Annotated in this window: 15 protein-coding genes; 8 read left to right on the top strand and 7 right to left on the bottom strand. The window is 46.1% G+C overall.

Annotation, left to right across the window (positions count from 1 at the left end):
- The first annotated feature begins 146 nt into the window (after window positions 1-146).
- The gene (locus AR543_RS19160; protein WP_060535997.1) at window positions 147-836 is read left to right on the top strand and encodes an alpha/beta hydrolase; all 690 of its coding nucleotides are present in this window, start codon (window positions 147-149) and stop codon (window positions 834-836) included.
- 235 nt (window positions 837-1,071) lie between these two features.
- Complete coding sequence (locus tag AR543_RS19155; RefSeq protein ID WP_060535996.1) at window positions 1,072-1,920, top strand: hypothetical protein; 849 nt, start codon at window positions 1,072-1,074, stop codon at window positions 1,918-1,920.
- Here the strand turns inward: AR543_RS19155 and AR543_RS24105 are convergent.
- On the bottom strand, window positions 1,915-2,073 hold the full coding sequence (locus AR543_RS24105; protein ID WP_174703754.1) for a hypothetical protein: 159 nt from the start codon (window positions 2,071-2,073) through the stop codon (window positions 1,915-1,917). The two genes, AR543_RS19155 and AR543_RS24105, sit on opposite strands and share 6 nt — an antisense overlap.
- Window positions 2,074-2,149: 76 nt before the next feature.
- Here AR543_RS24105 and AR543_RS19145 point away from each other — a divergent pair, with 76 nt between their 5' ends.
- The 3 genes from AR543_RS19145 to AR543_RS19135 all read left to right on the top strand — a co-directional run bounded on the left by AR543_RS19145 (window position 2,150) and on the right by AR543_RS19135 (window position 6,937).
- Window positions 2,150-3,967 carry a S9 family peptidase gene (locus AR543_RS19145; RefSeq protein WP_082472282.1) on the top strand — a complete coding sequence of 606 codons (1,818 nt, stop codon included), beginning with the start codon at window positions 2,150-2,152 and terminating at the stop codon, window positions 3,965-3,967.
- Between the two features lie 168 nt (window positions 3,968-4,135).
- Complete coding sequence (locus AR543_RS19140; RefSeq protein ID WP_060535994.1) at window positions 4,136-5,398, top strand: M20/M25/M40 family metallo-hydrolase; 1,263 nt, start codon at window positions 4,136-4,138, stop codon at window positions 5,396-5,398.
- Window positions 5,399-6,229: 831 nt separating this feature from the next.
- Window positions 6,230-6,937, top strand: a complete 708-nt coding sequence (locus AR543_RS19135) for a cell wall hydrolase (RefSeq protein ID WP_060535993.1) — start codon at window positions 6,230-6,232, stop codon at window positions 6,935-6,937.
- Between the two features lie 347 nt (window positions 6,938-7,284).
- Here AR543_RS19135 and AR543_RS19130 read toward each other — a convergent pair whose 3' ends face one another.
- The gene (locus tag AR543_RS19130) at window positions 7,285-8,718 is read right to left on the bottom strand and encodes a glycoside hydrolase family 1 protein (RefSeq protein WP_060535992.1); all 1,434 of its coding nucleotides are present in this window, start codon (window positions 8,716-8,718) and stop codon (window positions 7,285-7,287) included.
- A gap of 216 nt (window positions 8,719-8,934) precedes the next feature.
- On the opposite strand from AR543_RS19130, the gene AR543_RS19125 reads away from it, so the two are divergent.
- Both AR543_RS19125 and AR543_RS19120 read left to right on the top strand, forming a co-directional pair.
- Window positions 8,935-9,915 carry a LacI family DNA-binding transcriptional regulator gene (locus AR543_RS19125; protein WP_060535991.1) on the top strand — a complete coding sequence of 327 codons (981 nt, stop codon included), beginning with the start codon at window positions 8,935-8,937 and terminating at the stop codon, window positions 9,913-9,915.
- Window positions 9,916-10,179: 264 nt separating this feature from the next.
- Window positions 10,180-10,491 carry a hypothetical protein gene (locus AR543_RS19120; RefSeq protein ID WP_060535990.1) on the top strand — a complete coding sequence of 104 codons (312 nt, stop codon included), beginning with the start codon at window positions 10,180-10,182 and terminating at the stop codon, window positions 10,489-10,491.
- A gap of 247 nt (window positions 10,492-10,738) precedes the next feature.
- On the opposite strand, the gene AR543_RS19115 is transcribed toward AR543_RS19120, so the two are convergent.
- Window positions 10,739-11,476 carry an SDR family oxidoreductase gene (locus tag AR543_RS19115; protein WP_060535989.1) on the bottom strand — a complete coding sequence of 246 codons (738 nt, stop codon included), beginning with the start codon at window positions 11,474-11,476 and terminating at the stop codon, window positions 10,739-10,741.
- Window positions 11,477-11,728: 252 nt separating this feature from the next.
- Complete coding sequence (locus AR543_RS19110) at window positions 11,729-11,983, bottom strand: Atu4866 domain-containing protein (RefSeq protein WP_060535988.1); 255 nt, start codon at window positions 11,981-11,983, stop codon at window positions 11,729-11,731.
- 290 nt (window positions 11,984-12,273) lie between these two features.
- Between AR543_RS19110 and AR543_RS19105 the strand changes: the two genes are divergently transcribed.
- Window positions 12,274-13,194, top strand: a complete 921-nt coding sequence (locus tag AR543_RS19105; protein WP_060535987.1) for an AraC family transcriptional regulator — start codon at window positions 12,274-12,276, stop codon at window positions 13,192-13,194.
- 107 nt (window positions 13,195-13,301) lie between these two features.
- On the opposite strand, the gene AR543_RS19100 is transcribed toward AR543_RS19105, so the two are convergent.
- The 3 genes from AR543_RS19100 to AR543_RS19090 form a co-directional block, all read right to left on the bottom strand.
- Window positions 13,302-14,060, bottom strand: coding sequence for an SDR family NAD(P)-dependent oxidoreductase (locus tag AR543_RS19100; protein WP_060535986.1), 759 nt, complete (start codon window positions 14,058-14,060; stop codon window positions 13,302-13,304).
- A gap of 169 nt (window positions 14,061-14,229) precedes the next feature.
- Entirely contained in the window at window positions 14,230-14,610 is a 381-nt protein-coding gene (locus AR543_RS19095; RefSeq protein WP_060535985.1) for a PilZ domain-containing protein, read from the bottom strand.
- 417 nt (window positions 14,611-15,027) lie between these two features.
- Complete coding sequence (locus AR543_RS19090; RefSeq protein WP_060535984.1) at window positions 15,028-15,657, bottom strand: YfbR-like 5'-deoxynucleotidase; 630 nt, start codon at window positions 15,655-15,657, stop codon at window positions 15,028-15,030.
- Between the last annotated feature and the right edge of the window lie 157 nt (window positions 15,658-15,814).

Here is a 15,814-nt window from a genome sequence, read left to right as displayed (position 1 = left end):
GGGTCGTAATAAAATAATCAATATTGAACAATGCAAAATAGAGCAGATCAGCCATGAAGAACAGTCTGCACAAGAACAGCCAATAGCTCTCTTGTTTGCTGAATAACATACTACCAGTGTACCATGGCTGGGAAAAGGAGAACCAGATGAGTCACATATGCCTGCTGATCCACGGATTTACCGGAGGACCATACGAGATCGAACCATTACGCGCGTATCTGGCAGAAAAAGACTGCATAACCAAAACATTTGTACTCGCAGGACATGGCGGCACACGAAAAGATATGCTGAATGTGAGCTATCAGGACTGGATAGCCGGAGCAGACAGCGAGCTTCAGAAGCTGCTGGAACAGCATGAATCTGTCCATCTGATCGGCTTTTCAACAGGAGCACTTATTGCAGCCCATCTCAGTGTGCGTTATCCTGAACAGATTCTGACACTTACGCTGTTGTCGGCACCGGTTTTTCCACTGAATCCGCGGCAGATTATGCGGACGCTTATACAGCCGCAGATGATTCGTGCATATTGGCATAATATGTGGCAGGTCCCTCCACAGGCAACGCGCGAATTTTATAAAATAGTCCGTGCCTCCCATGAGATATACCATCAAGTGGACACACCTTCATTTATTGTTCAGGCTGGACAGGATCATCTGGTCAAACCGCACAGTGGTACATATTTGTATAATCAATTACAGATCGAAGAAGATAACAAATGCTTGCTGGTTATTGCAGATAGTGGGCATCTGGTCTGTCACTGCAAAGACCCGTCTGCATGGTTCGAGGAAGTATATCAGTGGATCTGTCGACATACCAACCCTGTACAACGATTATGACAAATAATAAGCGGGTTAAGGTACTGCAAGAAGTAGGCGGCATACAGAGCATTTGGTAAAAATAGAAACGTCAGTTCGTATAAATGGATTGACAGACCGTATCACATCAGCTATATTAAAAACAAATTCAATATGTTGTGCGGGTGAAGCACCTCGCAGAAACAGGCTGTATGCCGTTTCTGGAGGTGCTTTTTTTGTTGTCTGCCTGCCCGACATATCACAGGAGGAATACATAATGAACAGTACCAACTCAAGTAAGAAAATAGTCAATCCCCAAAGCCCGAAAGTTATGTCCAGCTTGAAAAAGTCGTTTCGCAATTGGAGTACCAGGCTGTTATCTTCAGGATTAATTCTGGCTTTGCTGACTCCTCTGACGTCGCTCCTGCCTGCCAATCATGCCTATGCAGATAACTGGACTGCGGCTGTGAACGGCATCGAAGCGGTATATGATGGAGTGGCTTCACTGGAGTCTATTATTCAGCTGGAGAATCAGCAGACCCAGACGCTGCGTAAACAAAATAACAACCGTCTTCAAACCGTTAATACCAAAATCAAGGATATGGACAAAGCCAAATTAGCCTCTCTCAAAACAACTGTCACACAGACGGAGCAGAAGTATGCATCCTTATTTACAGATTATGCGGAACTGGGCAAACAGGCTGCGACAGCCCGCAAGCAGAAAAACACCAAAAAAGCTGAAGTTATAAGCCTTAAACGCAACAAAATGAAAGCGGAAGTTACTGCTGCCCGCACCGAAATCAAACAAAAAAAAGCAGCTCTCACCCAGGCGAGAAAAGAAACAGCAGCACGCAAAAAAAACGTCAAAGAAGCATTGGCTCCTGTACAGACGGTTAAAAAGCAGATTACTGCCGAAAATAAAACGATTTCCACGTATAAAAAAAGCCGCTCTTCTGCCCGCAAAAGCTATCATGCAGCTGTCAAAAAAGGTGATGCGATTAGCGCAGCTGCCTATCTGACTGTTGTCTATAACAAGCTTGGAGCGATCCATGCGTCCCAGCAGAAAATATACGGCTATGAACAACAGATTACGACGATTATCAAAGCGGCAGAATCCCGATTATAGCTCTTCAAAAGCCAGATTCAGCGGCTCATTCGGCAGCTCTCTCTCCGGCTCCAAATTGGTAACCGGAATGCTATGATCAACTTCTTCGAAGCGGAATCCATCTACCCAGACATGGCCTGTACCGGTAAGAAGTATGTGTACAAAAGCTGCCAATAGACACGTATAGTTGTAACCGCTAGTTGTCAGGGGTAAGATGATGCTAATGTACATATTCAGGAGGTTACCCAAAATGAGTACTGACACCATGCTGATGGATTATCTGACGGTTCAATCTGCGTATCATCCGGTTGTGATACCCGGACACAACCGGTGGACCTGCTTTTCCAAATTGACCGGTATTCCGCAATTGTGGACACTGGATGAGTCTGGCGACCCCCGGCTCGTAATGGAGACAGAAGACCGGATTTTGAATGTGAAATATGCGCCTCAGGGAAATCGCGCTGTCATAGGGATGGATCATCACGGTAATGAGAAGCAGCAGTTGTATATTATGCATCTGGTGAATCCATCCACCTCTTTGGAAGTAAGAACCGGTTCACTGGTACCGCTTGTACAGTCTCTGGAACATTTTCATCATATTGGCGGCTGGTCGCCCGATGGCAGACTGTTGTCTTATTCAAGCAATCGACGGAACCCGGCTTTTTTTGATATTGATATTATCGATGTAGATAGTAGGGAGACTCGCACTCTTTTTCAGTATGATGGTAACTGCGTACCGCTCAGCTGGGTGGATCAGGATCATTTATTGATTCGTATTCAGGAGACGAATCTGGACAATGGTATCTATTTGCTGGATATCCATTCGGATCAACAGATTCGTCTGGGATCGGATTCGAGTCTGGCACGCTATGAATCTATACTTACGGCAGATCAGGGACGAAGTGGGTATGTGCTGACAGATGCAGGTGAAGAGGCATTGTATATTGCCAAATTTGACTGGGATCAGCCGCAGCATCTGCACAAGCTGCTGGCTATACCCGGTTGGGATATAGAAGAGATTGCTTTGACAGCCGATCAGACGACGCTGGCTTTTACCGTTAATCAGGATGGAATATCCAAATTGGGGCTACTGCGTCCGGATACAGGCGAACGCGAAATGATCGAAGTACTGCCTGAAGGCGTAGTCGATTCGCTTTCCTGGCTGAATGACTACGAGTTGATTTTTGCACTGCGTTCTCCGGTAATGCCTGGCGATATCTGGCAGTATAACCGCTTAAATAAAGAACTGGTACGGCTCACCCGAATAGGCCATTCCGATACGGTAGGTTCGTACTGGAAGCAGCCACAGCTGCACCGGTATGATTCATTTGATGAGCTGTCAGTGCCTTATTTTCTGTACGATCAGCAATCTGTACCGGATGGAGAGAAGTCGGCAGTTATCTATGTACATGGCGGACCGGAGGGACAGACCAAAGCCGAATATCATCCGGTTATGCAGTATCTGGTACACCAGGGATTCGTAGTAGCCGCTCCCAATGTACGCGGTAGCAGCGGCTATGGAAGAACTTATATTCAGCTGGATGATGCCCGCAAACGGATGGATTCGGTGCAAGATCTGGCCTGGCTTGTAAAAGCACTTATTCGTGATCATGGTGTTCATCCCCGGAAGATTGGCATTATGGGACGCAGCTATGGCGGATTTATGGTACTGGCTGCAATCACCCATTATCCCAAGCTCTGGGCAGCCGGCGTGGATATTGTCGGCATTTCCAATCTTAAAACACTACTGCAAAATACAGGTGCCTGGCGGCGCCGGCTACGCGAATATGAATATGGTTCGCTGGCGGAACACAGCGACTTTTTTGATGAGATTGCTCCGCTGCATCATACGGCCAATATTACAGCACCGCTGCTCGTATTTCATGGACGTAATGACACCCGCGTACCGGTCAGTGAAGCCGAGCAGCTGGTAGATGATATGAAGAAGCGCCAGCAGCAGGTAGAGCTGATTGTTTTCGAAGATGAGGGGCATCAGACAGAACGATTGGAGAATCATATTACTATGCACCGGAAAACAGTTGAGTTTTTTAATAATCATTTGCGCTAAATACACCGGTACTTTTTGTAGATGAGACTGCAGATAAGAGACATAAGAGAGACAACAGACGCAACAGACGCAACAGACGCAACAGACAAAAAACACAAAGACATAAAGACACAAGAATACACAATTATGCGAATAAAATAACTTTAAAAGTAAAAGGAGATGGAATAGATGAGCGGACAAACCAATCGTCCTGTTATATCCAGACAGGTGGAACAGATATATGAACAGCTGATGACAGATGGACAGGTACAGGCTGGACTGGAGTTTCTGAAGCAGGATCATGATCGGACGATCGAGGAACAGATTCAGCTTACAGAGATCGAAGCACCGACATTTGCGGAAGCGGTAAAAGGAGAAGCCTACCGACGTAAGCTGGAGGAGTATGGCATCCAGAATGTCACGGTAGATCAAACAGGCAATGTATTCGGTGTTCGTCCCGGCAGCGGCAGTGGTCCTAATCTTGTTGTCTGCGCGCACCTGGATACCGTTTTCCCTGCCGGCACCGATGTTAAGGCCAAGCACAGGGACGGACGCATTTATGCACCGGGTATTGCAGATGATGGACGTGGTCTTGCTGCTGTGCTGACGATCGCCAGAGCACTCCAACATACTGGTATTCATACGGTAGGCAACCTGATTATTGGAGCAACGGTTGGCGAAGAAGGCCTGGGTGATCTGCGCGGAGTCAAAGCCCTATTTGCAGGACGTAGCGATATTGATGGATTTATCTCGGTAGAACCGGGAGAGCCGGAGAAGATTACTTATCTGGCTGCCGGAAGCAAAAGATACAGAGTGACTTTCCATGGAACCGGCGGACACAGCTTTGCTGATTTTGGGATTCCTAATCCAGTTCATGCTCTGGGACGAGCTATTGCCGGTATTTCGGAGATCCGTACACCTACCGAACCCAAGACTACTTTTAGTGTAGGAGTAGTAGAAGGGGGTACATCCGTCAATACGATTGCAGAGAACGCTTCACTGCTGCTCGATATGCGTTCCAATTCCGCAGAGGCGTTGGCAGAACTGGAACAGCAGGCGTTGAGTATTATCCACCAGGCTGCTGAAGCGGAAAATTCCCGCTGGAACCGTGACAATGAACTGACAGTTCAATTGGAACTGGTTGGTGACCGACCTGCAGGAGAACAGTCTGCCGATGCTGCCATTGTACAGGCGGCAGCAGCTGCCAATCGTTCCATGGGGCTGGAGCCCGAACTGGAAGATGCGAGCAGCACGGATTCCAATGTAGCGATTAGTCTTGGTATTCCCGCTGTTACGCTGGGTGGCGGTGGAGAGTATGGAGGAATGCATACACTGGAAGAATACTTTGATCCTGCTGGAGCCTATCGTGGAGCACAATATGTGTTTCTTGTTATGCTGGGACTGCTTGGAGTAGAAGGCGTAACACAGCCTTTGCTTACTTCAAAAGGATAAAAAGGCAAAGCAGTCAAACCGCAGTAAAGGTCGGGGTTTTTCGGTAATGAATAGCTGTGAACAGGAATTATAAATAGATAATTATATACGGGTAGTTGGCAATACAATCGATCAGTCATTTTACAGGTGGCAAGCAAGAATGGTATACTGGGAATTTTTTTTCAAAAACAGTTGTCTATAGACTGGTGTAAGTCTGCTTATGATGGTATTTATTCAATCATAGACATACCTCGGTTCCAGATCAAAACGCTGTATTTTGAACAATTGCAATTCCCGGTAACCAGTTATTCATAGTAGCAATACACACGAACATCTGATTATAAAAGCGACAAAAAAACACGTCTTTAAGACTATGTCATATTTGGCATATCATACATATCTAACTTGATTTGGTGACAAAAATGAAATATATTAATGATGCAGCTGGTTACCAAAAGTCACACAAACTTAAAACATATGACCCAGTTTAAATTTCGTAAATCTGGAAAATACCCTAAGAAGCTTGTTTTAATCATATATTATGGGTCCGTGGCATGGTGATGTCAGCCAAAAGGTATGCTATACTGCTACCAATATGTTTATTGTTTATGTGCTTACCTGGTTACATTTTTGTAATGCGTTATTTATTTCCTTGTTTGAAGCAGGGCAATACCGAACGGAGCAACGCGACTCAAAGGAGCTATTTATTTATACCAGGCCAAATGCCGATACCTAATAATATAGTTCCATACCAGAGTACCCGCATAACCGGAACGACAGTAGGATGACATGCAGCAAGCAAGCATCATTGTCTGATCCGACTATTCAAAAAAATGGAGGTAATAACGAACTATGAAAAAACTACCCGCTTTTATAGCATCCTGTGCCTGTGCTGTAGGCATTACACTGATGGCGTCACCCGCGGACGCTGCTGTCCTGACTCAGGGCATGAGAAGTGGAGATGTTGTTCAATTGCAACGGCAGCTTGCCCAGCATGGGTTCTTTCACGCGAATACAACAGGATATTATGGAAGTATCACTACTTCGGCAGTAAAACAATTTCAACGTGCGCACGGACTGAGTGCAGACGGCGTCGCTGGTCCGGCCACACTGTCCAAGCTGGGTGGTAAACGAAGCGGAATTGTAACTGCTAGTGCAAGAGTGAGCAGTTCCAGCAGCAACCGGGTGGCAAGTTATCATGCGAATGATAAGGAAGCAGTAGATATCCTGGCTCATGTCATTTATGGTGAAGCTCGCGGTGAATCTTTCCGTGGACAGGTAGCTGTTGGTGCAGTAGTACTGAATCGTGTTCAATCCGGCCAATTCCCTAATACGATCTGGGAAGTGGTTATGCAGCCGGGGCAATTTACGGCAGTAGCAGACGGCCAATATTACCTCAAACCAAATCAAAGTGCATATAACGCAGCGCGTCAGGCACTTCGTGGTGTTGATCCAACCAATGGATCTTTGTACTATTACAATCCACGTATAGCGACTTCGCAGTGGAGCATGAGACGTCCGGCTGTCATTACCGTGGGCCAACATATCTTTACCAACTAATCACTAAATCAATCTTTAATAGTAAAACCCCTATCCGCAGGTTGTAAAGGGTACTCTGTGGATAGGGGTTTTTGATGTGAATAAACAAACAGAATTACGCTACGAATAGTAGATACAAACCATGCAATCACGCAAAGTTCCTCCCTATCCAACTATAATATTGAAAAGATATAAAGAAAGGATATAAAAAAGCTGGACACTGTGATAATGAACACCGTGTCCAGCTTTGTATACATACAATTTCTTCTGAATACTTTCCCATTATACCAAGCATTCATTATCTTTCTGCTTGATATTCAACAGGATCATAAGAGCTGTTCTGTTTGATTCTGCTGGTTTGACGCAGCTCAGCGTTTCAGACTTTTGCCGTTGGTGCGGATGACTTCCTTATACCAGTGGAATGATTTTTTGCGATAACGTTCCATTGTACCTGATCCATCGTCATGACGATCTACATAGATGTAACCATAGCGTTTTTTGAGCTGGGCCGAAGAGGCACTGACTACGTCGATACAGCCCCAGGAAGTGAAGCCCATAATCTCTACGCCATCTTCTACAGCTTCGGCTACCTGCACCAGATGATCATTAAGGTACTGGATACGGTAATCGTCTTCGACGGTTTTTTCTCCATCCGGACCAGTGATCAGTTCATCGACAGCGCCCAGACCATTTTCCACGATAAACAGCGGCTTCTGGTAGCGATCATAGAACATATTCAGTACATAACGCAGACCTTGCGGATCGATCTGCCATCCCCATTCGCTGGCTTCCAGATGAGGGTTCGGTACGCCGCTGAACAGATTGCCCTGTCCAGACTGTTTTTTGCTCTCATCAGCTGTTTCGCAGATGCTGACATAATAGCTGAAGGAAATAAAGTCCACCGTGTTCAGCAGCATTTCCTCGTCGCCGCTTTCCATTTGGATCTCGATGCCATTCTCGCGGAAATAGCGTTTCATGTAGCCTGGGTATTTACCGCGTGCATGCACATCGCCGAAGAAGTAGTTTTTGTGCTCGGATTTCATCACGGCAATTACATCATCCGGATTCGGTGTCAGCGGGTAGGTAGGCATGCTCAGGATCATGCAGCCGATCTGTGCATCCGGAATAATCTCATGACAGAGCTTCACAGCCGAAGCGCTTGCTACCAGTTCATGATGGATCGCTTGATACAGATCCTGCTTGCTGAGCTGATCTTTGGGCGTATAAATCCCGCCGCTCATAAATGGTGCTTCCAGAATCGAATTGATCTCGTTAAAAGTCAGCCAGTATTTGACTTTATCTTTATACCGGCGGAATACCGTCTCGGCATAACGCTCATAGAACCCGATCAACTTGCGATTGACCCAGCCATCGTATTCTTTGGACAGATGCAGCGGAGTCTCGTAATGAGACAGGGTAACCAGCGGCTGGATTCCGTATTGGAGACATTCGTCAAACAGATCATCATAAAACTGCAGACCCTGCTCGTTCGGCTCCTGTTCATCCCCTTTCGGGAAAATACGGGACCAGGCGATCGATGTACGGAATACTTTGAAGCCCATTTCGGCAAACAGCTTTACATCTTCTTTGTAGCGATGGTAAAAGTCGATGCCAACCAGTTTCATATTATCTTCGGTAGGTGCTTCGGTGATTGGGCCCATTACGCCTTTGGGAGCGACATCCTGGGTAGACCAGCCTTTGCCGTATTGATCAAAAGCACCTTCGGCCTGGTTGGCAGCAATCGCGCCGCCCCACAGAAATCCTGGCGGGAAATTAAGCGTGGTATTTTGAGAGTTACTCATATTCAGCACTCCATTCGTTTCATTTTTTTGTGCTACACTGTTAGCAGCACTGCTTTTCAAGCGTAATCGTTGTAACGGGTTACATGTCAACCCGCAAGTTGCAATAAAGATGATTATGCCCTGATATTCGTTATCTTTTTTTGGAGACGGATAGGCAGGAGGAGCATGAAGTTTAGTTACAAAGTTCATTTATTCAGAAACAAAAGGGGAAGTCCGATGTCCAAGTTCGATGAGATTATTCGATTGTCCGGTTATTCCAGAGCAACGGTATCCCGGGTAATCAATCATTCGCGCCATGTGAGCCCGGAAGCGAGAGAGAAAATCACGGATATTATGAACCAGCTTAACTATGTGCCCAATCGGAATGCGGTCTCCCTGTCGACCGGGCAGACGCATCAGATCGGTATTGTGATGGCCAGTACAAGCGAGATTGTACTGTCATTTTTGAATCAATTTGTAGATATCGCCATGGATTACGGCTTTCAGACAATTATATATACGACACGCGGGGATAAGGAAAATGAACTGCGTGCTTTCGAAGACCTGCGCAGCAAAAGAGTCGATGGACTGGTAATCGTTACCTGTGTCAATGAACCCCGACTGCTCAAAGCCTACTGCGAGTATGGACCGATCGTCTCATGGCAGCGGATGGGCAGCGATGAGATTCCTTCTGTTGCCATGGATCAGGCGGAAGGGTACCGGCTTGCTCTGGAACATCTGATATCCAGGGGCTATACGCGGATCGCCAATCTGTTTGGCCGGGTGGAGAGCCTGAATACCCAGAGTCGGCGTGAAGCCTATGAGCAGTTTATGCAGGAGCACCATCTGCCGGTACGGACAGACTGGTACCGGTATTCGGTATTTACCCCAACCGACGGAGAACAGGCACTGCGTCAGCTGGCTGCAGATGCAGAGCTTCCTCAGGCGGTGCTGTGTGCCAATGATTATGTAGCGATTGGTATCCAATCCGAAGCGAACAAGCAGGGGATCTCTATCCCGGATCAGCTGGCGATTGTTGGTTTTGATAATACGGAGCTGGCGGATACCCTCGGAATTACGACTATCCATAATCCGATAGCCGAGCAGGCTACCCATGCTTTTTGCCGGTTATGGGCGGTACTGAACAAGCAGCAGATGGAATCGCTGCTGCAGCCGGAACCACTGAAATACAAGCTGATTGCCCGTCAGACCACCTGAGAGGGCTTTTTTCGTAAACTCTATGTAAAATAAAATCTTACCAAATCAAGAGTTATGTAAAAAATAGCTCATTTCCGGATTTTATTCCAAAAAGGCTTATGTATACTGACGGCGCCGCCGAATAATTGGGTAATAAGACGATATAAATTAGAGATAGGATCACGTTTCATTTTAGGAAGCCGAAATACTAATGATCTGTCAGCGTAGTCATCATGTTGTGTGCTCCACTTGCGCTGAATACTCGAAGGGAAGGCAGGGGTTGCAGTGAAGCAGATCGCCGTACAGCCTTATTACAAAATCGAGCGTGAGATTACAGGCCGCGAGCAGAAATACCTGACCGATGAACGGGAAATGGTGCTGTATGAAGATCGCCTGATTACCCATCGCAGGGAATTTCCATTATGTGATATATTCGATATGTCCTATCGCAAACTCGGGGCAGGCGAAGGATTGTTTTACCTGCATACGAGCAAAGGAGTATTTTCGTACACTATTCGCAAAGACCCGACACGCTTTATCCGTGCCTTTAAAGAAAACGGGCCCAAGCGTCAGCAAACCGGGACTTATCGGTACTAAGACCGGAAGCAATATCACAACCGTATATTAAGATGCTATGCTGATATCATACAGCGTTAATATGAAAAAGAAGCCCCGATCCTGGATCAGGGGCTTTTTTATATGCTATAGATCATTCATGCATAAAAATAAATACATACATCAACAGATTATCATAATCGGCGCATGATTATAATTATTGTATATCTCCAATGCTACTGGGATTAGCACAGTTTGCATTGCTAATGCATTTGTACTGTGGGTACATTTAGTGAATGCTGGCAGCCGGACGGATGATCATCTCGCTTACGTCCACTTCTGCAGGCTGCTCGATTGCATACAGAATAGCGTTGGCAATAGCCGATGCCGGAATCGAAACCCGGCGATACTCTTTCATTGCCTGACGGGCATGTTCATCGGAAATGGTATCTGCCAGCTCCGACTCGGTGACTCCCGGAGATATCAGCGTGACTCGTATGCTGGAATCTGTCTCCATGCGCAGTCCATCTGTAATCGCTTTGACAGCATATTTGGTCGCACAGTAGACTGCTGCTGTAGGCGTAACACTGTAGGCGCCGATAGATGCGATATTGATAAAATGGCCGTTGACCTGCTTTTTCATCAGTGGCAATCCTGCTGCTATACCATGCAGTACTCCACGTATATTCACATCAATCATACGATTCCATTCTTCGACCTTGATCTCTTCAAGAGTAGAGAGCGGCATGACTCCTGCATTATTCAGCAGTACATCCACCTGTCCGAAAGTATGGACAGCAAACTGGATAAACTGTTCCATTTCCTCCAGCCGGGTGACATCCAGTTGCATATAAGCTGCTGATCCACCGGTAGCCTCAATCTCGGAAGTGATCACTTCCAGACGTTCGGTACGACGAGCTCCCAGAACAACATGTGCTCCTTTGGCAGCGAGCAGACGAGCAGTTGCTTCTCCGATTCCACTGCTCGCCCCTGTAATAACTACCACTTTTCTATTCAAATTAGACATAATTATTCCTCCTGTAAAATATATTTTTAAAGTGTCATTTGAAGATAACAAGAGTCGTTAATATCCCTGATAGGATATTGAAAATTATCGAAAGGATATTGAGAAGGTGTCAAAGGGATTGATATTGATAAGGATCACTTGAAAAATTCCATATGTGGACCTGTGTACGGTACATATCCCAGACAGTGTAATTAATTGGACCGTATAGACGTGTATCTATCATCGAATCTATCTTTTATGATTCGATGAGTACTACTGTTGACGGTAAAGAATCATCCCGGCATGATAAAGTACATCTTCGCGAAAATCGCCGTCAGCGGTAAAACCGGTATCATCGATATAGTCAATATGATCACCGGTTATCGTATAACTGCCTGTATAAGCACTAGTAATCGATCCTCTGGCTTCATCATAGCGTCCATTTGGTAATAATTCGTGACGGATATTCCCATCTTCGGTTACCCATAGGCCGATATACGGATGAGTGGATACAGGTGGTTGGGACATGGTAATCTCTCCTTTGCTGGTTATACTAAAATTGCAGCGACGTGATAGACAGCAGTACAGGATGCTTGCAGGAGACAAACAGGATATGAAGCTCGTGAATACTGCCGCTTGCTGATGTCTTTATTATGAACCAGGTCCTGTAGGAGACGGTAGCAAGATCAGCCCGGATTCTTGCCTGAAACTCGCAAATTGGTTAAAGTAGGAATCAAATTGAACAGATGGATTCTAGTCAGAATGGCTTATTAAGAAATGTTTATTCCATATATTCTGTCCAGACAGGAGGAAGCAAGATGACTACGATAGATACCGATCAGAGAATCCGTGATCGCCTGCAGGAGTTGGCAGGTGAGATTGAACGATGGACGGATCAGGAAGGAATTCAGCCGACAAAGATTCCATCCCTGACTCTGATTCGCAATAGTGAAGTGACCAATGCGGTGCATATGATCTACGAACCGGCGATTTGTCTGGTAGCTCAGGGGCGTAAGCAGGTGCTGCTGGGACAGGAGAGTTACGAATATGGCCCGCTGGATTATTTTCTCGTCTCGGTCGATCTGCCTATTTCCGGTCAGGTTATCGATGCGGATCATGAACATCCTTATCTGGCAGTCCGGCTGGATCTTGATCCGGCGCAGATTCTGCAGATGGTGCAGGAGACTGAACTGCAGGCTGCAGCATCCCCGGCAAAACGTGCGCTGTGTGTGAGCCGGACAGATTTGGGATTGACCGATGCAATGCTACGGCTGGTCAGACTGCTGGAAACGCCGGATCATATCGATGTACTGGCACCGCTGCTGATTCGCGAGATTCTGTATCGTATCTGGCAGGATCAACAGGGAGATATATTACGTCAGTTGGCAGTGACCGGCAGCAATACGTCCCGGGTTGCCGGAGTCATCAAGCAGATCAAGCAGCACTACGATCAGCCGCTGCGTATCGAGGAGTTGGCAGCAGCAGCCAGCATGAGCAGTTCTTCACTACATCGTTATTTCAAGGAAGTCACAGGTATGAGTCCACTGCAATACCAAAAGCAGGTACGGCTTCAGGAAGCGCGTCGCCTGCTGCTGTCAGAAGCCGCAGATGCAGCGGAAGTAGGCTACCGGGTCGGGTATGAGAGCCCATCTCAGTTCAGCCGCGAATATGCCCGGTTATTCGGTCTTCCGCCAATAAGCGATATCAAGCGGTTGCGTGAATGTCCGGTAGTCATATAGAAATAAAAATGCACCGTCATTAGAGACGGTGCATTTCGCAAATGTACAGGCGGATACCGGATTTGCTGTCGGAGTCCTTTAATTATGTACGAGTGATATATTGATAATTATTGAGCGGTAAATCCGCCATCGATAGGGATGACGGCGCCATTAATATAACGGGCACGGTCACTGAGCAGGAAAGCGACCAGATCGGCGATCTCTTCGGGTTGCCCCAGGCGACGCTGCGGAATAGCATTTTCTACAGTCTGGAAGGTCTCGGGGTTATCCAGACGATATTGCCGGACCATCGGCGTCTCGGTAGTACCGGGAGCAATCGCATTAATATGGATACCCTTATCGGCATATTCAACAGCGATTGTACGCGTGATTCCGATAACACCGTGCTTGGTGGCCGAATAAGAACCGACAGTGGCCTGACCTACCAGTCCGGCGGTCGACGAAGTATTTACTATCGAACCGCCGCCCTGCTTCAACATTACTTCCAGTACATATTTGATGCCGTACAATCCGCCCAGCAGATTAATGCCGACTACCTGATTGATCTGCTCAATCGTATTTTCTGCAAACAGGGTACCGGGTCCGGAAATACCTGCGTTATTAAAAAACATATCGATGGTACCAAAATGTTCTACAGTACGATCTACATACGTTTTGACATCTTCAGCCCGGCTGACATCTGCCTGAATAAAAATAGCATTGATGCCGTATGGTTTCAGCAGCGTAATCGTCTCCTGACCTGCCTTTTCCGAAATATCAACAATACTGATATTGATGCCTGATTCCGCCAGTTTGATAGCTACAGACTGTCCCAGTCCGCTGCCACCACCGGTGATTACAGCTACTTTACTCTTCGTCTCACTCATGCCTTTACTCCTCCGTTACCGCATAATTATACAGAAATCTGCTGCTTTATTGTATGCTTGCGACAGCGTATTTTCAAGTAAACCGCTACGTACAGGTGGATATGATCACCGGATACACAGGAATAGAGTAGAAGGAAGGAAGTACAGAACAGTAAAATAGCTGAATGTATCAGGTGATAATAATTTTGTTTTTGCTGGCAAGAATGCGCAGTTCACGAAGCAGCTGATCGCGTCCGTTCGGCGGGAATTCGATCTCTACTCCATAATGGTAGCGTCCAGATTCTGTACGGTTCCATTTCAGACGGCCTTCCAGATATAGCGGTTCTTCATGCAGCAGCATATGGATGCTGACACGGATTTCCTGATGATCTGCCTGAATATCTACAGGGACGGACAGGCGGCAGCCTGCACTGCTCAGATCCAGCAGTAGGGCCTGGATCGGCTTGGAATGAACATTCTTGCCATTGACTTGCAGAATATGCAGGGCAAAAGGTACAGGTTCTTTTAATACATAACGGAACGGGGTTTTTCTGCGGTTATGTGTTATCATGATAATTCCTCCTTTGGCTGGGTAAAAACGTAATCAGCAGCATTGATAAGTAAAAGGATGTTTTCCAGTCTAAAAGTAATGGTTTTGATAAATAACAGGTATTTGGAACTATTATTTATATCGACATGATTCGTCAATTTATTAAGTCTTTTGTAACAATTTCGCCTAAAATAATACAAAAATGATGAAAATCATAAAATAAAGATGAACCAAAAAGGAAACGCTTACGAATATACGTGGCAAAATAAAGAGCGATACTTTAAATACGCGTTTTCATCTATTACGATCCTGGATGAAATTCTACGCCAAAAAACACCTGCCTGCATTCAATCCGGACAATAGCCATAGTATTGGCCCAGGCCGGTTAGAAACAACAGGGAGATGTATAGAGACTGCAGATATAATACGGATAATCGCTCAGAGTGCCAGTGCTTCCTCTGTAATCCGCTTAATATCGATCGTGGAAAATGTGCCCTCATGTACCATATCCGGCAAAATATTTTCCAGAAAATAATCGACACAATGAAGATCGACGTGCTTGATTTTGACCAGCGCATTACGATACATAGCGATAAATTCTTTTTCGGTGTTGCCGCGCTGCAGCTCCGAAAAAGCTTCGTAGACCTGATCCATTTTGTCGGCGACCTGCAGGATCATGCCTTCGACCGAATCATCCTTGCCTTCATGCAGCTGTTTGCGAAAAATCGGCTTGAAATCATCCGGAATATTTTCTTCGATAAAATGCTCAATCATGCCTTCTTCTACTTTTTGCAGCAGGGAGCGCAGCTCGAGAGAAGAGTGCTTGACCGGTGTTTTGATATCACCGATAAAAATCTCGCCATAATCATGGCTGCTTGTAATCTCATATAGTTTTTTCCAATCGATAGAGACACCGTGCATTTCCTCGATATCTGCCAGTGTTTTGGCATATTGCACCACTTTCCAGGAGTGGGCGGACACGCTGTGCTGTTCAAATTTGAATTTGCCCGGGCAGCGAATAATACGTTCCAGATCATCGAGTGAGCGGAAATAGGCGTGAATTCCCATATGACTAACCATCCTTTGAGTACTGTGAATTTGAAATAAGCGATAGAAGATAACGTGTACGATCGCAGGTATAATGGTCAGTATAGTCCTACAGTGTTAGCGTGGAGTTAAGCGCAGGTCAAATCTGCAGCAGAGATCAACAAAAGTGGATCAAACA

Origin of the sequence: Paenibacillus bovis (assembly GCF_001421015.2) — a bacterium.
GTDB lineage: Bacteria > Bacillota > Bacilli > Paenibacillales > Paenibacillaceae > Saccharibacillus > Saccharibacillus bovis.
Note: the sequence above shows the minus strand (reverse complement) of the source record. Positions and strands in the feature narration are given on the sequence as shown.